Origin of the sequence: Vreelandella arctica (assembly GCF_037070215.1) — a bacterium.
In the GTDB taxonomy this organism is placed as follows: Bacteria; Pseudomonadota; Gammaproteobacteria; order Pseudomonadales; family Halomonadaceae; genus Vreelandella; species Vreelandella arctica.
In genome coordinates this window covers 120,721-139,698 of the sequence record NZ_JBANSN010000004.1, presented here as the reverse complement: position 1 = coordinate 139,698, position 18,978 = coordinate 120,721, and the positions used below count along the sequence as shown (strand labels likewise).

General features: G+C 55.0%; 15 protein-coding genes and 2 pseudogenes. 4 read left to right on the top strand and 13 right to left on the bottom strand.

The genetic code is table 11. The annotated features are described in order from the left end of the window. From V8L70_RS05150 to V8L70_RS05100, 11 genes and pseudogenes are all read right to left on the bottom strand, one after another. On the bottom strand, nucleotides 1–1,161 hold the full coding sequence (locus tag V8L70_RS05150) for an ABC transporter ATP-binding protein (protein WP_335598299.1): 1,161 nt from the start codon (nucleotides 1,159–1,161) through the stop codon (nucleotides 1–3). Between the two features lie 42 nt (nucleotides 1,162–1,203). Further along, nucleotides 1,204–1,869, bottom strand: coding sequence for an ABC transporter permease (locus tag V8L70_RS05145; RefSeq protein WP_035558468.1), 666 nt, complete (start codon nucleotides 1,867–1,869; stop codon nucleotides 1,204–1,206). Nucleotides 1,870–2,550: 681 nt separating this feature from the next. Beyond that, on the bottom strand, nucleotides 2,551–3,234 hold the full coding sequence (locus V8L70_RS05140; RefSeq protein WP_335598300.1) for an HAD-IA family hydrolase: 684 nt from the start codon (nucleotides 3,232–3,234) through the stop codon (nucleotides 2,551–2,553). A 66-nt stretch (nucleotides 3,235–3,300) separates the two neighbouring features. After that, on the bottom strand, nucleotides 3,301–4,608 hold the full coding sequence (locus V8L70_RS05135; RefSeq protein ID WP_179915165.1) for a TRAP transporter large permease: 1,308 nt from the start codon (nucleotides 4,606–4,608) through the stop codon (nucleotides 3,301–3,303). Next, on the bottom strand, nucleotides 4,605–5,228 hold the full coding sequence (locus tag V8L70_RS05130; protein WP_179915164.1) for a TRAP transporter small permease: 624 nt from the start codon (nucleotides 5,226–5,228) through the stop codon (nucleotides 4,605–4,607). Before V8L70_RS05130 ends, V8L70_RS05135 begins: the two co-directional genes overlap by 4 nt. A gap of 50 nt (nucleotides 5,229–5,278) precedes the next feature. Continuing rightward, on the bottom strand, nucleotides 5,279–6,286 hold the full coding sequence (locus V8L70_RS05125; protein ID WP_335598301.1) for a TRAP transporter substrate-binding protein: 1,008 nt from the start codon (nucleotides 6,284–6,286) through the stop codon (nucleotides 5,279–5,281). A gap of 61 nt (nucleotides 6,287–6,347) precedes the next feature. Continuing rightward, nucleotides 6,348–7,439: a LacI family DNA-binding transcriptional regulator gene (locus V8L70_RS05120; RefSeq protein ID WP_335598302.1), complete on the bottom strand. Its 1,092-nt coding sequence runs from the start codon at nucleotides 7,437–7,439 to the stop codon at nucleotides 6,348–6,350. A 92-nt stretch (nucleotides 7,440–7,531) separates the two neighbouring features. Further along, nucleotides 7,532–8,194: pseudogene (locus tag V8L70_RS05115) on the bottom strand (NAD(P)-dependent oxidoreductase); the annotation flags it as partial. A gap of 14 nt (nucleotides 8,195–8,208) precedes the next feature. After that, nucleotides 8,209–8,634, bottom strand: a complete 426-nt coding sequence (locus V8L70_RS05110; RefSeq protein WP_179915160.1) for a PfkB family carbohydrate kinase — start codon at nucleotides 8,632–8,634, stop codon at nucleotides 8,209–8,211. Nucleotides 8,635–8,662: 28 nt separating this feature from the next. Beyond that, nucleotides 8,663–9,475: a sugar phosphate isomerase/epimerase family protein gene (locus V8L70_RS05105; RefSeq protein WP_246361683.1), complete on the bottom strand. Its 813-nt coding sequence runs from the start codon at nucleotides 9,473–9,475 to the stop codon at nucleotides 8,663–8,665. Nucleotides 9,476–9,496: 21 nt separating this feature from the next. Beyond that, complete coding sequence (locus tag V8L70_RS05100) at nucleotides 9,497–10,519, bottom strand: LacI family DNA-binding transcriptional regulator (RefSeq protein WP_179915159.1); 1,023 nt, start codon at nucleotides 10,517–10,519, stop codon at nucleotides 9,497–9,499. Between the two features lie 255 nt (nucleotides 10,520–10,774). On the opposite strand from V8L70_RS05100, the pseudogene V8L70_RS05095 reads away from it, so the two are divergent. Together V8L70_RS05095 and V8L70_RS05090 are read left to right on the top strand one after the other, a co-directional pair. Continuing rightward, nucleotides 10,775–11,631 (top strand): annotated as a pseudogene (locus V8L70_RS05095) (IS3 family transposase); the annotation flags it as partial. A gap of 336 nt (nucleotides 11,632–11,967) precedes the next feature. Continuing rightward, nucleotides 11,968–14,634 carry a bifunctional acetate--CoA ligase family protein/GNAT family N-acetyltransferase gene (locus V8L70_RS05090; protein WP_336269011.1) on the top strand — a complete coding sequence of 889 codons (2,667 nt, stop codon included), beginning with the start codon at nucleotides 11,968–11,970 and terminating at the stop codon, nucleotides 14,632–14,634. A 177-nt stretch (nucleotides 14,635–14,811) separates the two neighbouring features. Here V8L70_RS05090 and V8L70_RS05085 read toward each other — a convergent pair whose 3' ends face one another. After that, nucleotides 14,812–15,000 (bottom strand): hypothetical protein, encoded by a 189-nt coding sequence (locus V8L70_RS05085; protein ID WP_101147223.1) that lies wholly within the window; start codon nucleotides 14,998–15,000, stop codon nucleotides 14,812–14,814. 470 nt (nucleotides 15,001–15,470) lie between these two features. Between V8L70_RS05085 and V8L70_RS05080 the strand changes: the two genes are divergently transcribed. Both V8L70_RS05080 and V8L70_RS05075 read left to right on the top strand, forming a co-directional pair. Next, nucleotides 15,471–17,000 (top strand): UxaA family hydrolase, encoded by a 1,530-nt coding sequence (locus V8L70_RS05080; RefSeq protein ID WP_336269010.1) that lies wholly within the window; start codon nucleotides 15,471–15,473, stop codon nucleotides 16,998–17,000. A 47-nt stretch (nucleotides 17,001–17,047) separates the two neighbouring features. Beyond that, entirely contained in the window at nucleotides 17,048–18,013 is a 966-nt protein-coding gene (locus tag V8L70_RS05075) for a GntR family transcriptional regulator (protein WP_101147225.1), read from the top strand. Between the two features lie 21 nt (nucleotides 18,014–18,034). Here V8L70_RS05075 and V8L70_RS05070 read toward each other — a convergent pair whose 3' ends face one another. After that, on the bottom strand, nucleotides 18,035–18,925 hold the full coding sequence (locus V8L70_RS05070; RefSeq protein WP_336269009.1) for an NAD(P)-dependent oxidoreductase: 891 nt from the start codon (nucleotides 18,923–18,925) through the stop codon (nucleotides 18,035–18,037). Nucleotides 18,926–18,978 lie beyond the last annotated feature (53 nt).

The window sequence follows — 18,978 nt, the reverse complement described above, 5'->3', positions numbered from 1 at the left end:
TTACTCCTTAATGGCCGCCGATGGCTTGCGATCATCTCCCTGGCGAGCGCGGTAGCGTGCACCTAAATGGCTGGTCATGGCGCGCTGGGTTATTTGGCCGCACACCGTTCCTTCTTGGTTGACGCAGGGCAGCCAAGTTTGGTCGTGAGCAAACATCAAAGAGGCGGCTTTGCGTAGGTCATCGTCGAGATCAACAACCGCAGGAACAGCTTGGAAGTGATCGCGGCAATAGCCTTTAGTAGTGCGGGCGACGGAGCGGCTAATAATCCCGGCGGGCTGCTTCCGTTCATTCACCATCAAAATAGCGTTTTGATAACCGTAGTCGTCAATTTTCGCCAACGCTGTCTCTAACGTATCGCTTGGCAAGACGGTGCCGATTTCGTCGGTAACAATCTCACGCACTTTTACCAGGTTTAACCGCTTAAGCGCACGGTCTTCACCGAGAAAGGATTCCACAAAAGCGTTTTTGGGCGCCGCCAGCAAGTCATCGGGCGTGGAGTACTGAACCAGCTTCCCCTCACGGAAAACCGCTATGCGGTTGCCCATTTTGATAGCTTCATCGATGTCGTGGCTTACGAACATGATGGTTTTGTTGAGATCCTGCTGCATCTTCAGGAACTCATCCTGAATGACGGCTCGGTTGATCGGGTCGATGGCGCCAAACGGTTCATCCATCAACATCACTGGCGGGTCGGCGGCGAGTGCACGGGCCACCCCAATGCGTTGCTGTTGGCCACCCGATAACTCACTGGGGAAGCGCTTAAGAAAGGCATCCGGCTCCAGCGCGATCATCGCCATCATTTCGCGTGCCCGTGCTTTGTATTTGGCCTTATCCCAGCCCAAAAGCTTGGGCACAATGGTGATGTTTTCCTCGATGGTCATGTTGGGAAACAGACCAATTTGCTGGATCACATAGCCAATATTGCGACGCAGTGTCTGAGTATCGAGGCCGGTTGTATCCTCGCCATTGATAAACACTTTGCCAGCAGTGGGCTTAACGATCCGGTTGATCATCTTCAACGTGGTGGTTTTGCCGCAGCCCGATGGCCCCAAGAGGACACAGATTTCCCCTTCAGGCACTTCCATATCGATATGGTCAGCGGCCACCACCGCGCCTTTCGGCGTATCGAACACCTTGGTCAGGCTATCAAGTCGAATCATATGGGTGTCTCTTATAGTAGCAATTACATCAAGAAAGAGGCGTTAGGTCGCCGCAGCCTCACGGCTCATTCCTTTAGGGGTTAGGCGCTTTTGTAAATACAGTAGTGAATAGTCAACGATAATGGCCAGCAGACTCACAGCAATCGCACCGACGATTAGCTGGCGTGGATCCGATTGAGAAATGCCCCGGCTAATAAAGGTGCCTAATCCACCGGCGCCGATGTAGGCGGCGATCGCCATGACGCCAATATTGAGCACTACGGCCGTGCGTACGCCAGCCATGATGACCGGGATGGCGAGTGGAATTTCAACCAAACGCAGGCGCTGATTGGGGCTCATGCCAATGCCTCGAGCGGCTTCTCGTAATGCCGGATTAACATTATTAATCGCCGTGTACGTGTTGCGGATGATAGGTAGCTGGGAGTACAGCAATACCGCGATCACAGCTGGCACATAGCCGATGCCATGCCCGATGAGCGATAAAACCGGAATCATGATGCCAAAAAGGGCGATTGAAGGGATGGTAACGATGATGGACGCTAGATAGAGCACACTTTGTGCGACACGCTCATTTTTAGTAATGGCGATGCCGATTGGCACTCCCGTCAAGGTGGCAATGCCAACGGCAACGCCAACAAGGGCAATATGCTCGACTGTGCGTGACAGCAGCAGACCTGCATTATTCAAGGCGAAGTGAAATAGCTCCAAACGCTGCCTCCTGATTATTAATAGTTATATAAGAGCCGTTATAAAAATGCTCATGTACGCTAATGGTGGCTAGAGCGCAGTCCGTCAGGGCACATATCTCTTGATGTGTTTAGAAGAAAAGTAGTTTAACAAAAGGGACGCGTGATTATTGAGTATTAGTATGATGATGGGTAATAGGCACAATCAGGGAGCGTAATAGTTAATTTTTATGAATCAGTGCACTTTACTTACGCTTCGGCTGTTCTAGTGGCTAAGCCCTTCAGTTTGATTGGGTGGCTAGGCTAAATTATTTAGTAGTGTTTTTTTTATTAATGGAAGCTGATCAACGGAATCTCTTTTTTGCTCCGATAGGGGCCGCATTCTTGGAAGTATAATCTTCACGCAAATATTCGCAGCGAACAGATTGAAGCGCAACAGCGAAAGGTGACTGGCCTTGGAGAGTAGGCATGTAGCACAGGCGGTTAGCCAATGAACAAGAACAGAGTAAGAGGCTCTGCTGAGCAGGGCGAAAGATTTTCCCCGCAAATTATTATCATGACTTATTGGTATGGCCTCTTTCGTTTGAAAACCATGCCGCTATATACCTAGTGCGTTTACGTCGCTACCAGAAAAATCCCAGCCAGCGCCCCGATCAAGCGTTGGCCGAAACCTTTATTGTAGACAGCAGGGTGGCGATGCATGTCAAAGCGGCTGAAGAGCGCTCTCCTTTGCGGTGAGCTGAGCCACTGCCTTGGGTAGCTCGCTGGCGTGATGGATGACGATGGCACCTTTCGGCGTCTCCTCCTCTTCGGGAAAGCGATTGAGGTGAATTACCTGCATGCCAGCGGCCAATCCAGCGACAACGCCGACGGTGGCATCGTCGATCACTATGCAGCGCTCGGGTGCTTGGCCCATGGCCTCGGCCGCCTGTAGGTAGAGTCTCGGATCGGGCTTCCACACACCCAAGGTATAGGCGCTGAAGAGGTTGTTGCCGAAGTGCCGTGCCAGGCCAGCACTTTCCATGGCGCAGCGAATCTTTCGATCCGGGCCGTTGGAAACAACCGCTTTGGGGTGGGCGGCAAGGATGTCCAGAACCTCGGGTATTCCGTCGATGGGCAGCAGCTCGGCGCGCATACGTTGCTCCATCAGGCGGCGCATCTCACTCTCCATTGCCGGGAAGTGCTCTTCGTTCAGGGCACCGTGGCGCTCGCCAAGGCTGTCAACGATGGTACGAAAACGCACGCCGCGGAATTCTTCCATGTATTGACGGGCGGAGAAGGGCAGGCCGAAGGTCGGCAGAATATTGCCCATCACCTCGGCGAGAAGGATCTCGCTATCGACCAGAGTACCGTCGGAGTCGAAGAGCAGGCAGAGAGGTAAGGACATAGAGGTCTCACGATGTTGAACAATGTAGCGCCGGCTCACTTTAACAGCAACCGGCGTCGGGGTAGATCAGACGAAGTCCGGCACCAAGGCACGGGGGATCGCCAGAATTAACTGAGGGTAGACAATCAGCAGCAGGATCACCGCAAGCATCACTGCCAGATAGATCAACGTGGTACCAAGCGCTTTGAGCAGTGGAATACCACCGATCTTTGCCGAGATCATCAAGCACAGCCCGTAGGGTGGTGTAATGAGCCCAAGGCCCAGTGCCATCACGCCAATTACCCCAAACTGCACCGGATGGATGCCCGCTTGCATAGCTAACGGCTGGAAGATCGGTGCCATGATCGCCATGGCCGGTAGCGAATCCATGAAGGTGCCGATGAGCAGCATTACGGCAGTCATCACCAGTAGCAGTATTATCGGATCTGAGATGTTGACCCCAGCCATCAGCTTGGGTGGAATCTGGTAGAAGCTGATTAGGTAACCAAAAATCGCCGCTCCCACCAAGCTGAATAGCGATAGCGAGCAGAGCCTAACGGTCGCCGTGGAGGAATCCAAGACATCGCTGAACGTCAGCTCTCGATAGACAAGAAAACCTAGTGCCAGTGCATAGAGCACGGCAATCATCGCCGCTTCGGTGGGGGTGACAATACCCAACGTAATGCCGCCAATGATCACCACTGGAATGCCTGCTGCCATCAGACCGTCCTTACCTGAGTGCAGCAGCTGGCGGAAGGTGGCACGCGGTCGAATCGGTACGTTATAGCGGCGCACGTAGCCTAGGTTTAACAAGAGCTGGGCTACGCCGATCATGATCCCGGGTAATATGCCGCCGAGGAAGAGGCCAGCGATGGACGTGTTGGTCAAGGCACCCCAAACAATCATGTTGATTGAGGGAGGAATGATGATGCCCATCACCGACGAGGCTGCTGTGACGGCTACGGCGAAGTGTGTCGGATAGCCTTCGCGCTTCATGGCTGGGATTAGCACCGTGCCTATGCCTGCGCTGTCGGCAGTAGAGGAACCGGAAACGCCCGCGAACAGCATGCTGACCATGACGTTAACGTGGGCCAGGGCGCCCTTAAAGTGACCCACTAATAGCATGCACAGCGTGATCAAACGATCCGTGATACGTGCTGCATTCATTAAGTTACCGGCCAGCAGAAAGAGCGGAACGGCTAGTAGCACGAATGAGTCCATGCCGCTGTACATGCGCTGGAAGAGCACCCAAGTGGTCAGCCGCGGGTCGAGGAAGATTAGGCTGAACGAGGTAAGGATGAGCGCCATGGCGATGGGCACGCCTACCACGATGAGCACGGAGAGCAAGCCGAACAACAGCCAGGGCAATAGGAAAATCCAGTCGGCAGGCATCATGGGCGGGGCTCTCCCTGTTCAGTGTGTGTCTTACTTCTGGGGGCCGGCTCAAGGCTTTCCACGCTGTGACCAGACGCGCTGCTGACCTTCAGCGTCTCGATCTCGCTCGGCGTATTGAGTGACGCTTCCATGGCATCCAAGCCGTGAAGAAGTGTATGCAGTAGGCGCTGTATACTGAATAGCAGAATGAACACCCCACTGACCAAGAAGGTGGAGTAGACGTAGATCATTGATAGCCCCGAGGCGGTGGCGCTACGGCGCAGCCCGGATAGGGCAAATTCGTAGCCGTGGAAGACGAAGATAATACCGATGGCCAAACACGCCAGGTCGCGAATCACCCGGGTAGCGAGATCGGCCCGTGAGCCGTGGGGGAAGGCTTCAAGCACAAAGTGGTCGGCGTGAAGCACTCCCACTGCGGCGCCCAGCATTACCATCCACTGGAAGGCGAAGCGGCTGAATTCCTCGGTCCAATAGAGATTTGGCATGAACGCCAGATTTCGGCTGATCACCTGGTAGATGACCATTAATATGAAGCCGAACACTAGCGACAGCAGAATCCAGTGGAGCACACGCTCCAGAAACCGGTTGAGCTGTGCCAAGCCAGCGAGCAGTCGGGACATGGTGATTACCTATGGCAAGCGAGGCGCCGGCCAGGCCGGCGCCGGGTGGGTTATTCCGCGTTGATGATCATCTGGTGGTACTCGGTCAGTCCCATGTCGGCGATCACGCTCTCTAGCGGTCCCGCGACGGCTTCCATCATTTTCTCGCGATCCATTTCGTGCAGGGTGGCACCCTCTTCAACCAGCAGGTCGAGCGCTTCGGCATCTTGTTCTAGTTGCACGCTGCGAGCGTAGCTAGCGGATTCGGTGGCAGCCTTCATAACCTGCTCTTGCTGGGATTCGTCGAGACGATCCCAGGTTGCCTGAGAGAGTGTCAGCAGTCGCACCGTAATATCGTGCTCGGAGAGGCCGATGTGTGGGGCAACTTCGTGAAAGCGCATGCGGTGAATCCACTCTGCTTCATTGAGCAGTCCGTCAATGGCGCCCAGTTGCAACCCGGTGTAGATCTCGCTCCACTGCATGACGGTGGGGTCCGCGCCGAGTGCCTCCCAAGCAGTGATCAGTGGTTGGGTGGGGTTCGTGCGGATCTTTAAGCCTTCGAGATCATCAAGGCTCTCCAACGGCTCGGTGCTAACGACCTGGCGCTTGCCGCCACCGTAGAAAGCCAATACGCGCACGTCGGTTTCCGCAGTGATCTGGTCAGCAATTGCGCGGCCCACTTCGCCGTCAAGCACCTGGCTCCAATGATCTTCATCACGATACAAAAAAGGAATCGAGAAAACGTTGGCGGTGGGAGAAAAGTCGGTGATCAGGCCGGGGTTGATGATCGACACGTCCAGTGCGCCAGCCATCTGCTGTTCAAACATTTCAGTCTCGTGGCCGAGCACTGAATTCCCCATGATCTGGACGCCCATCTCGCCATCGCTGGCCTCGGCAAGCAGCTCTTTGAAGCGCTCGGCGCCCAATTGGTAAGCGGTGTCTTCGGTACCGCCGTGGCCGAAGTGAAGATCTAAGGCCTGGGCCGTGCCAGCGAACCCTAGAGCGGCCGTCGCCAGCAGGGCGGAGCCTAACAATCCACGAGTTGAGGTGTTTTTTAGATCGATCCATTTCTTAGTCATAATTCTACCTTTTTGTTATCGCCGCTTTGAGCGGCGTTGAGTTGCAGCATGGGACAGAACGCTAGGCGTGAGTCCCAGCAGCACGGTTGGGCAGGGTTGCGTCTGACGTAGGCCTGGCGGCCCCGCAGGAGTCGCGAATCTGCAGTCGGGGCGCTAATACCACTTGCTCCCGTGCGCCTTCCGGGTTGGCGATGCGTCGCAGCGCTAAGCGTGCCGCCTCTTCGCCGATTGCATAAGGATGGGTGGCGATGCTGGTCAGTGACGGTTCGCTCAGGCTGGCTTCTTCGACGTCATCCGTGCCGATCACCGCGCAGTCGACGCCTGGCACTAACCCTAGGCGCTTCAGGCCAAGCATGGCACCGAAGGCCACCATGTCGTTGTGGCAAACGACCGCTGTGGGCGCTGGCGATTCAGCCATTAGCTGCGTAATCATGTCGACGCCATCGCGGCGAGTCACGGTGGAGCGCAGCAGGCGCTGGTAGGTGAGCTGATGGTGTTCTAATGATTCCCGGTAGCCTTGCCAACGCTCGCGGGTCGCCGAGTGCTCGCTGTGACCGCCAAGGAAGGCGATGCGTTGATGGCCCAGTCTCACAAGGTGATCCATGGCTTGGCAAACCCCTTGGTGAAAGTTGGCGCCAGCATAGTCGAAGGGCGGCTCGGCCACGTGGCGTAGTACCTGCACGCAGGCCATGCCCCAATTGTCGAGAGTGTCGATCAATCCTGGGTCGGTGCCCTCCGCTGGGCATAACAGGATGCCGTCGACGCTGTGTTCGCGCATGCGCTCCAAAAAGCGCTGTTGGCGCGCTGGTGAATCCTCGCTGTTGGCCAAAAAAGAGACATAGCCTTCGCGGTTCAGTGCGGCATCAATACCCGCCACCATAGCGCCAAAGAAGGGATTGGCGATGTCGTAAACTACCACTCCAAGTGTCGAAGTGCGGCTGCCGCGCAGGGCGGCAGCGCCGCGGTTATAGACATAGCCCAGCGCTTTGATGGAATGCTGCACTTTTAGACGGGTTTGCTCGGCGACCAATGGGCTCTCGCGCAATACCAATGACACCGTAGAGCGGGATACCCCAGCGTGGGCGGCGATATCCTTCAGAGTCACACTAGCAGTATCGCGCTGGTTCTGATGGGGTAAGGCATCAAGGTGCATGGTAGCTACCTGTATAGTTGTTTTTAGATTGATCTAAAAGTTAGCTGAGATGATGAGCTTCTACCAATCGTCTTTAGTCTAAGAGTGCCCAATTAAGCACCCCGGCGCGCCTCCCAGGCCTCTTCGTTGACTAGGCTAATAGGTCGGCTGCCGGATAGTGCCAAGGTGAGGTTGTCAACCGCCCGTTGAGCCATGGCGTCGCGGGTTTCGTGGGTCGCCGAGCCGATGTGCGGCAGCGCTACCACATTGTTCATGTGAGGTAGAGGTGACTCCTGCGACAGCGGTTCCCGAGTGTAGACGTCGAGGCCAGCGGCGCAGATGCGTCCTTCCTCCAGCGCCTCAATCAGCGCTGCCTCATCCACTACTGGGCCACGGGCAATATTGATCAGAATCGCCGAAGACTTCATACGGCTGAGCTCATGAGCGCCGATTAGATGATGGGTGGTGTCGGAGAGTGGGACAGTAACGCATACGAAATCGGACTCGGTGAGCAACTCGTCAAGTGTACGGCGTTCGGCGCCCAACTCTTCTTCCAGGGCTGGCTTGGGCGAGGCCATGGCGTAGCGCACCTGCATACCGAAGCCCAATGCGCCGCGCCGGGCCACAGCTGCGCCGATGCGCCCAAAGCCCACGAGGCCGAGAGTCTTGCCGTGTACGTCGCTGCCGAAGTGCTCAGGTCCGATACTCTTCTGCCAGTCGCCGCGCCTGACAAAGTCGGCCAGTTCCACAACCCGGCGGGCGGTGGCCATGATCAGCGTCTTGGGCCCGATCAAGCATGGTCTCGGCGAGCTCGCGGGCGCTCGATGAGAGCGCTGTCGGCGTCCGTCGGTGCCAAGTGGCTGGCGGCACTGCCACGGCGATAGTATTCCACGTGAGGATCTGCACCGCCTTGGGCAAGCTCCTTGAAGACAAGGCCTGTGGGGTGTTCGGGGTCGGTGCGCAGATGGCGGCAGTCGAGCCCCTCGGCCTCCAGGGCTTGGCGAATGAAAGGCCCAAAGCCATCGTCGCCGACCCGGCTCAACCAGCCCACATGAAAGCCTAGGCGGGCTAGGCCGATGGCCACGTTGGTGTCGGCGCCTGCAATGCGACGCTGAAAGTATTCGACGTTGGCCAGCTTACCGGGCGCTTCGGCGACGAGCATTGTCATTGCCTCGCCGAAAGCAAGAATTTCGGGAGCGGCATAAGGTCGAATCATGACGATCTCCTGTGTCGTGGGTGGAAAGTTAGAGGTGGCGCAGTCGCGACAATTGTTTAGCGGTAATGGTCGTCAAATCCTGACCCTGTAAGGGGTATTCGATAGCGCGGGGGACTTGAGTTGGTAAGTGGGCTAGCAACGTATGCCAAGCAGCGAGTTCACCATCGTCGGGCACGCTAGCTCTGAGGTGTCCTTGATCGGACACGACTCCCTTGCAGTGTAGATAGCGCACGAAAGGCCCCAGGCGCTGCGCCGCGGCCAACGGGTCATTGCCAGTCCAGTGCCAGTTGCCAATATCAAAGGTCATGCCTAGCGGGCAGCCCGCTGAAGCGGCGTCTTCCAAGCAGGCGGACAAGGGTTCCAACGTGCCGCCTTCGAGGGTCTGGTCATTTTCTATCAGTAGCGGCGGGGCGGCCGCGAGGCGTTCCCGCAGCGCTGCCCAATCGACCTGACTCCCACCGGGGTAGTGGCCCATGGGGATTTTGACCGCGCCCGCGCCAAGTTCGGTGGCCTCGATCAGTTGCTTATCCAGACACGTAGCGAACCGGTCGACCTCCCAGAGCCTTTCGGGTGCGGAGTAAACGATGGCAAGGCCTAGGTCGGCGCAGGCCTGACCTAGGCCGATGAAGTCCGCGAAGTCAGGCGGCAGCAGCTCACGGCGGATCTCTACGCCGTCGGCGCCAGCCGCGGCGAGCCACGACAGCACTGCGGTATGGCCGTGGGCAGCGATGGCCTCGTGGCCATAGGCAGAGGTGGCGACCAGGGTGGCGGGTGAATCTGTAGTGCCAGAAAGCAACAGTGGGAACGATACCATTCGAGAGCGAGAAAATTGAAGGGACATGAGGAGTCCTGAATGAGTGGATTAGCGGCAGGTAGAGCCACGTGGAATCAGACTGGCCTGAAAATGTACGCGGCGTGCTGGCATGGTGCGGCCACCGGTGTCACGGCGACGCATTAGGCACTCGACTGCAGCACGACCGATCGCCTCGGTGGGCTGGGCCAGCGTGGTGATGCCGGGGCCAACGAGTTCGCACCAGTCGAGCTCGTCGATGCCCAGCAGCCCAGTCTCGCCAAGTCGGGCGCCTAGGGAATGTAGTGCCCGGGTAGCGGCCAGGGTGGCGTTGCCGTTGGCACAGAGCAGCGCCTTGGGTAGCGTGCCGGGACGTGCCAAAAAGTTGCCGATAGCACGGTTCAGAGACTCAGTCTCGCCGAGTGTCTGGCAATGAACCTCACCGGCCAGGGCGCGCGCAGCGACCCCTTGCTGGAAGCGAGTAAGGCGTGCCTGGCGTGGACTGGCCAGGCCCGGGGGTTCGCTCAGGTAGAGCAGTTCTCCATAACCCCTGGCTTGGAGGTGGTCTAGGGCTAAGTCGAGCGCACGAGCGTTGTCTAGGCCCACCACTTCAGCCTCTACCTGGCTCAACTCTCGCTCAAGGAGGACTAGAGGGGTGCCCTGTTCAACCAGCGCCTGCAGTTCGCGGTCCAGGCTGCCGACAGCGTTCATTACCAGACCCTCTACTCGGTAAGAGGTGAGTAGGGCGAGATGTTCGCGCTCTAGTGCCGAGTCATTGTCGGTGTTGCAGACCATCAGTGAGAGGCCGCGCTCGCGGCAGGCTTGTTCCACACCGTGCATCACTGCCACCGAGAACGGGTTCCGAATGTCTGCCACAAGCATGCCTATGATCCGCGAGCGACCACCCTTGAGGCCACTGGCCATCCGGTTGGGGTGGTAGCCTAGGCGCTGGGCCGCGGCGGCGATGCTCGTCTGCAGGTTCGGAGATAGCCGCTCACGTTCTCCACTGAAGTAGCGGGAAACGCTGGTCTTGGAAGCCCCTGCCTCGCGTGCAACCTCAAGGATTGTCGCGTGTTGATGAGTAGGTGTTGTCATTTTATCTCTACTTATGGGACCGTTCCCATCGTAGGCTCCAGATGTTAATAAGGCAAATGCACGTTGTTTAAGTCGTTCGAATGAAATTAGGATTGCATCAGCGTCTTAATGGAGTATTAGCTCTGTCCTCTCACACGTGATAATGATAATCTCATTATTATTAATAGTTTATAGCTATGTAGCAAGGTAATCCCCCGAAAAACCAGGGTGCTCAGAAGTAGAATGTTCCGTAAGCTAAACGAAGGGAGATTCTGCATAAAAAAATCACGTTTTTCAGACAGCCAAATACTGTCGATCCTTAAGCAAGCCGAAGGCGGTGCCCCGGTTCCGGAGCTATGCCGTAAACACGGTATGAGCAGCGCGACCTTCTATTAAGTGGCGAGCTAAATTCGGCGGTATGGATGCGTCCATGGTGGCACGGCTGAAAGAGCTAGAGGATGAAAACCGACGGCTCAAGAAAATGTATGCCGAGGAACGATTGAAAGCGGATATCCTCAAGGAAGCGATCGAAAAAAGTGGTGAAGCCGTCTCGTCGCCGTGAGATGGCGCAGAAAGCCGTCATGGAAAAGCACGTCAGCATCCGCCTGTCCTGCTGGATGTTTAGCCTCAGTGAAAGTTGCTATCGATACCAAGCGAAGCTCAGCGGCGAGAACGATCAAATCGCCGACTGGTTGATCACGCTGACGCATAACCAGAGAAACTGGGGCTTTGGCTTGTGCTTCCTGCACCTGCGTCATGTGAAAGGCTTTCGTTGGAACCATAAGCGGGTCTACCGAATTTACCGCGAGCTGGAGCTGAATCTTCGGAACAAACCGAAGAAACGGTTAATCCGCGAGAAGCCTGAGCCTTTAAAGGTGCCCGAAACGATTAATGACAGCTGGCCTATGGATTTTATGCATGACCAACTGAGCGATGGTCGTCGCTACCGCCTACTGAATGTGACCGACGACTTTAACCGAGAAGGTCTTGGTATCGAAGTAGACATCTCGTTGCCCACTGAACGAGTTATCCGGGCGCTAGACCAGATCATTGAATGGCGTGGTAAACCACACTCTATTCGTTGTCACTACGGGCCAGAATATATCAGCGGTAAGTTATCGGCATGGCCTGAACTCTACTTTTGAAACCCTCTGAAAATAGGGGGATTACCATTGTCTTGGTTTCTCCTGTGAAGTTAAACCTTCTGTGAAGTTAAAACAGTATAAATGTCCTTGGCCTAGCTGCCTTACGCGATACACGATGACTTGACGGTCATCATGGTTCGTTTAAATAATTTCAAGTTAAATTTTATGTAGCCATCTCGGTATACTTTATTAGATAGTCGTCTTGATGTTTTTTCGATGCAAGGCGTGAGAACGGCGATTTAGCTGTAATATTTCTTCCTTAACTAACGTTGATGAACGCGCAGCATACCGCGCTGACCTGCCATTGCTAGACGGAGATGTTTAATGTCAATTCGCAATTTAGATGCGTTGTTTTCTCCCACCACGATCGCTTTGATTGGTGCCAGCAATCGCCCAGGCTCAGTAGGTGCTGTGCTGGCGCGTAACTTGTTTGATGCCGGATTCGAAGGGCCGATCCTGACCGTGAATCCAAGAGAGCGGGCTATCCGCTCGGCTCTCAACTACCACACGGTAAGTGAGCTGCCGCTAGCGCCTGACTTGGCCATTATTGCGACGCCACCAGATACGGTCCCCGGGCTTATTCGCGAGCTTGGGGAGCGTGGGTGCCGGGCTGCAGTGGTGATTACCGCGGGCTTCGGTGAAGGTGAGCATGCCGATGGCCAAGTGCTCAAACAGGCGATGCTTGATGCGGCAAAGCCTTACTTGATGCGCATTGTTGGCCCTAATTGCTTGGGGGTCTTGGCACCGCACCGGGGAATCAATGCCAGCTTTGCGCATATCATGCCCCAAAAGGGGAATGTCGCCTTTGTGACGCAGTCAGGCGCGGTGGCTACTTCTATCCTCGATTGGGCGTCAGCGCGGGGGGTCGGCTTTTCGCATGTGGTGTCCCTCGGTTCGATGAGCGATGTCGATTTCGGCGATATGCTCGACTACTTGGCCCTCGACCCCAAGACGCATTCCATTCTGCTTTATGTTGAGGCCATTACCGAGGCACGCAAATTCCTATCGGCGGCCCGCAAGGCCTCACGTAATAAGCCTGTGGTGGTGGTTAAAGCAGGGCGCAGCGATGCTGGCGCCAAAGCCGCACTGTCACATACTGGGGCGCTGGCGGGTGCTGATGCCGTTTACGATGCAGCGTTTCGGCGCGCAGGTATGCTGCGGGTCAATACACTTGATGAACTGTTTCAAGCCGCAGGCACCCTGGCCACCGGTATTCACGTTAAAGGCGACCGGCTAGCTATTCTCACCAATGGAGGGGGAATCGGTGTGCTGGCAGTGGATGAGCTGGCCGAGATGCAGGGTCGCTTGGCCGAGCTTTCTGAAGCAACGCTAGCGCGTTTGGATAGTGTGCTGCCACCCACGTGGTCGCATGCCAATCCGGTCGATATCCTCGGCGATGCGCCGGGGGAACGCTACACAAGCGCACTTGAAGCCTTGCTTAACGAGAAAGAAGCGGATGCGATTCTTGTTATGAACTGTCCCACCGCGGTCGCAGATAGCCTGGACGCTGCCCAAGCGGTGGTTGATACCCTGGGGTCGCAACGTCCGGCCGTTCTTACCTGCTGGCTGGGAGAAGGGGCGCCAGCTAAGGCCCGCCATTTGTTTGCGGCACAAAAAATTCCAACCTACGAAACGCCTGAGCAGGCCATCCGGGCCTTCTGGCACTTATCCAGCTACTGGCGAAACCAGCAAACGTTGATGGAAACGCCACCGCCCATTTCCACTGACGGTACCATCGATAAAGCCAGCGCGAACGCTATTATTGACCAAGTCCTTAAAGATGAGCGCAACGTGCTGACCGAGCCAGAGGCCTCGGCAATATTGTCGGCTTATGGGATTCCAACCGTCCCTGCCATTGCTGTGCATACACCTGAAGAGGCGAGTGAGGCAGCAAAGCAGTTGGGCTTCCCGGTCGTGCTGAAGATCCTCTCGCGTGATATTTCGCATAAGTCTGATAGCGGGGGCGTGCAGTTGAACCTGGCCTCGCCCGGTGCGGTGGCACAGGCGGCCGAGGATATGCTGGCGACGCTGCGCCAAGTGGCGCCTGAGGCGCGGTTAGATGGTTTTAATGTGCAGCCGATGATTCGTCGCCCTGGGGCGCATGAGCTGATTTTAGGTGTCGCGGAAGATAGCGTTTTCGGGCCGATTATTATGTTTGGCCAGGGAGGCACGGCAGTAGAGCTAATCGGTGACCGGGTGGTGGGTCTCCCGCCACTCAACCCGCTGCTAGCACAAGAAATGATCCAGGCGACACGTATCTCACGTTTGCTGCGCGGCTACCGTGACCGCCCTGCGGCCGACTTGGAAGCGATTTCTCTCACGCTCATTAAACTGTCACAGTTGATCAGCGATCTGGATCGCGTGGTTGAACTGGATATCAACCCGCTACTGGCCGATGCTACCGGAGTGATTGCCTTGGATGCGCGCATCGTGGTCAGGGCCGACCGTGAAGGGCGGCCTCCTTTTGCCATCCGACCCTATCCGCAGCAACTTGAGCAAACTATCGAAACACGCATTGGCCAGCATTATTCACTGCGCCCCATTCGTCCCGAAGATGAGGGTGCGCTGGTGGATATGCTTCGTCATTCCACGTCCGATGATGTGCGCCTACGCTTCTTTGCCGCCATCCGGCGGTTCGACCATGCCTTCGCCGCCCGGCTGACTCAGATCGATTATGATCGGGAAATGGCGTTTATTGCGATGCCACAAGGTAAACAGGAAATCGTGGGTGTTGTCCGTTTGTCTGCTGATCCCGACAAGGAAAAGGCGGAGTTTGCGATCATGGTGCGTAGTGACATGAAGGGCACCGGGCTTGGCTATCGGCTTATGCAGCAGATGATCGACTATGCGCGTGAAAATGGCCTTCAGCAGGTCTTTGCCGATGTTCTGCGAGAAAACCATGCCATGCGAGAAATGGCGAAAGAGTTTGGTTTCGTGGTTCAGCCAGCCAATGATGAGACGGATACCGTCATGGTCGTGCTTAATCTGTAACGCCACTACCTCATTAACTGGGGTGTAGAGAAGATTCCCGCGTTAGCGCCAAGCAATCAGTACCGCTAGTACGCAAACGCCCCGCTGGCATATCCAGCGGGGCGTTTGCGTACTAGCGACTTAATCTTCTGTGGAAGTGTCAGATATCCCACCTATGCAAACCAAGTTGCCTAGCGTTTAAGGACGATTATCGAAGGTATTGCCAGGGCGCTTTGCTGTTGTATCGCGCGGGGTAGCCTGCGGCTGTGGCGGCGTCCGCTTTGCATCATTGCGACCACGAACATCTTTCCAAGCGTCCTTGGCTTTCTGTCTGTTTGCTGGCTTACGCAGCCAATTGACGACTGCCATTACGATCCATTTCCTCATGCGAACCTCCTGGTACCTAATTGCTTAGGGGCATATTCGTTATAGCATTGGTGTTAAGTCCAAGCCGTTCAAGACGGACTAGGAGTTGTAACAATATTCGACGCGCCGCATTCCTCTGAGTTCCTAATTTTCTACTTCAATCTACCTCAGGCTAAGTGTTCAGCCATCCATGTGCTATTTCACTATTCTCTATGCGGTCATGCCCTTAATCTTCCTTTTTTGCTCCTTAAGCGTAGCAGAGAACTCATTTGATACCTGTGTGGATAACCAGATTTATCGCTCTGTTTTATAGCTATCGACATGCGCTTCGGGAGAAAGTAAACTGACTTTGATTGAATATTGCACACAATGATCATTAACTCGACGATAGTCTAATATGCCCAGTACAACAATTCTAAACGCGCTGGTGAAAGGGCTGATGGCGGGGTACTGAGTGATTTGCAAACGTCTAAGAGGCTAGGGAGAAAATAATGGAGCTTATCAATAGTGTACCTGCGGTCATTAAGTTGAATCTTCATGACAATGTTGGCGTGGCGAGTAGGGCTGTTCCGAAGGGCTACCCCATTGACGATGATCAGCATACTGCCCATGAGAATATTGATGCTGGTCATAAGGTTGCGTTAACGGTCATTGAGCCAGAACAGCCCATCTTCAAATATGGTCAAATTATTGGGCTGGCAACGCGGCGTATCGAGGCCGGTGAGCATGTGCATACGCACAATATTATTATGTTGGAACGTGACACATCACTTGAGCATTTCAAGCCAGCGCCAAGGACATCGGTGAATGACAGCCAGCGCACCTTTAATGGCTACCATCGTGCAAATGGCCAAGTAGGTACCCGCAACTATATCGGCATTCTTTCCACCGTGAACTGTTCGGCCACAGTCTCGAAAGTCGTTGCCGAGCGTCTCAATGCCAGCGGCGAGTTTGAGGCATTAGGCTTTGATGGCGTCGTGCCGGTCACCCATGGCTCAGGCTGCGCAATGAATACGGAGTCGGAGGGGTTTGCATTCCTTGAACGGGTATTGAATGGCTATGCGATCAATCCGAATTTTGCTTTTGTGCTTATTATTGGTTTAGGTTGCGAAGCTAATCAGGTTAAGCAACTGGTTGAAAAGTATGGACTGACCGATACATCAAGAATATTTTACTTTAATATTCAGAGCGCTGGCGGTACCCGAGCGAGCATTGAGAAGGCGTCGGAAAAAATCCGTCAAATGTCGAATGACTACCGTGATGCCGAGAGACGCCCGGCCCCGTTGAGCCACCTTACCGTGGCACTGCAGTGTGGCGGGTCAGACGGTTATTCTGGTATTACTGCCAACCCTGCCCTGGGACATGCGGCTGATCTTATCGTCCAACATGGCGGTAGCGTTATTTTGAGTGAAACGCCTGAAATCTATGGTGCCGAGCATTTGCTTCTCGATAGAGCTATCAATGAAGACGTGGCGCGTAAGCTGCTTGAAAGGATCGAGTGGTGGAAGCACTACACGCAGATCAATGGGGCTGAATTAAACAATAATCCTTCGCCGGGAAATAAAGCAGGGGGCTTGTCCACCATTCTTGAAAAATCGCTGGGCGCCGTGGCTAAGAGTGGTTCTTCGAGCCTTAATGACGTGCTTGAGTATGCCCAGCCGTTGAAAGAGCCAGGTTTTAATTTTATGGATAGCCCCGGCTATGATCCGGTATCCGTCACGGGGCAGATTGCTTCAGGCGCAACCGTTGTGTGTTTTACCACGGGGCGCGGCTCTGTCTCCGGGTTTAAGCCCGCGCCGTGTATTAAGCTGGCCACCAATACGCAGATGTATGAAAGTATTCTCGAAGATATGGATATTAACTGTGGCACCATTGTGGATGGTACCGCCACAGTAGAAGAAGTGGGCGAGCATATTTTTGAGAAGATCATTTCGATTGCCTCGGGCGAGCAGAGTGCCAGTGAATCGTTGGGTTATGGTAACAATGAATTTGTGCCGTGGATGGTGGGTGCCGTTACTTAACAGCCCTATATAGCCCTTAACTAACACCTATGTAATGAGTGGCTTGAATGTCGCAGTCGTTAAAAGACCAGCTTTACGAGGCGCTTAAGCGAAGTATCAACAGTGGCCACCTTGAGTCAGGTTTAGTGCTACTCGAAGGCAATATTGCAGAAATATTCGGAATGAGCCGCTCTCCTGTTCGTCAGACGTTAGGACGACTGTATGATGAACAGTTAATTTGCCGTTTCGATGGCCGTGGTTACTTGGTGGGGGCAACAGCCGTTGAGCCTATCAGGCGGAATCTAACCACGGCCGATTTCAGTGCGTTGGGAGAGGATGCCAAGATTGAGCGCACGGACACTTGGCGCGCCATAGCCGATGTTGTGGAACATGATGTTGTCTTGAGTTCGATGAAGGGCAGGTTTGAACTCAACGAGCTCCAACTGGCAAGAAAATACAGTGTCAGCCGTACGATTACGCATCGAATTCTACTCTATCTGCAGTCCATTGGGGTGGTTGAAAAAGTGAAGTACACCAGTTGGTCCATTGTGCCGCTGGACAATGATCGACTGCATAACCTTTATGAAGCGCGTAGGCAGTTGGAGCCCTTTATGATTGCCAGGGCTACGCAGAGTATGCCCGAGCAACAAATCTCCCATTTCATTGAGAAGTTAGAGCAGACAGCGGCGAAATATCCTAATGTCGAAGGCGCGACACTGGATGAACTTGAAAGCGACCTGCACTACAGAACCGTGAGCATGGGGGGCAATCAAGAAATTTTTAACATGCTAAGACGCACTCATCCTGTCCTGCTTATGAGCAAGCACCTGCTGGGCTCGAGCATGGCACTGCCAGACAAAGATCCGTTCTTTCATGACCATCTAAAAATCTTCGACAGAATGCGTCATAAAGAGGGCGAGCAAGCTAGCCAAGCGCTCTCTGCTCACTTGGCAGGCTCCGAAGCCAAGGTTCAAGAGCGTCTTAGCGATTTTCGTGACCACGGCGTTCTCGACATTCCCGATTACTTGCGTTAACGATAAAGGTAGTTTGCGTCGTTAATCGAGGGGCATTTCGTTTCGGCGTCTGAGTTCTCGAATCAAGGCGCTATGGTCGAGCTCTCCGTCGCCATGGGCAACAAGGTCCGTGAACAAGCTATTCACCAGCGATGTTACGGGCAGGTCAAGCGACAGCTCTTTGGCGAGCGCAATGGCCGTTTGGGTATCTTTGAGTTGCCATTTGGCGGGGCCACCCGGTGCGAAGTCATTGGCAATCATACGGGGGGCATGAGCGCGCAGTACGGTGGAGTCCGCAAAACCACCTAACAGTGCCTCGCGAACTTTAGCGGGATCAGCGCCGCCGCGCTCTGCAAGAAGCACCGCCTCTGAGACAGTGGCGATCGTATTGGCGACGATTAATTGATTGGCTAACTTCGCTAGCTGCCCGGTACCCGCCGGGCCAACATGAACCGGGTTGCCCATTATCTTAAGTAGGGTACTTGTGCGCTCGAATGTGGCCACTTCACCGCCGACCATAATCGCCAAATTACCCGCTTGAGCACCTTTTTCGCCTCCTGATACGGGGGCATCCAGATAACCAATCCCGCGCTCAGCCGCGGCCTTGGCCTGCTGCTGTGCAGTCTCAACCGGGATCGAACTCATCACTACCAGCGTGCTGTGCGGCTTCATGGCTGCTAATAGACCGTTGGGGCCCAGGATCACCTCATCGCAGACAGGCCCTGAACTGAGCATGACCACCACAACGTCTGCATGCTCAGCCGCCTGATGGAAAGTCTCGCTTACCTCTATGCCCAGTGAGGTAAGAGCGTGCGCTTTATCCGGGGTGCGATTCCAGACGCGCACCTGATGGCCAGCTTTGGCGAGATTGGCGGCCATCGGCCCACCCATAATGCCTGTGCCAATAAAGCCTATTTTTGTTGGTTCGCTCATGATAGATGCCTCACTGCTCTGGTCCTACGATGATCAATTATTTGCCGCAGCTA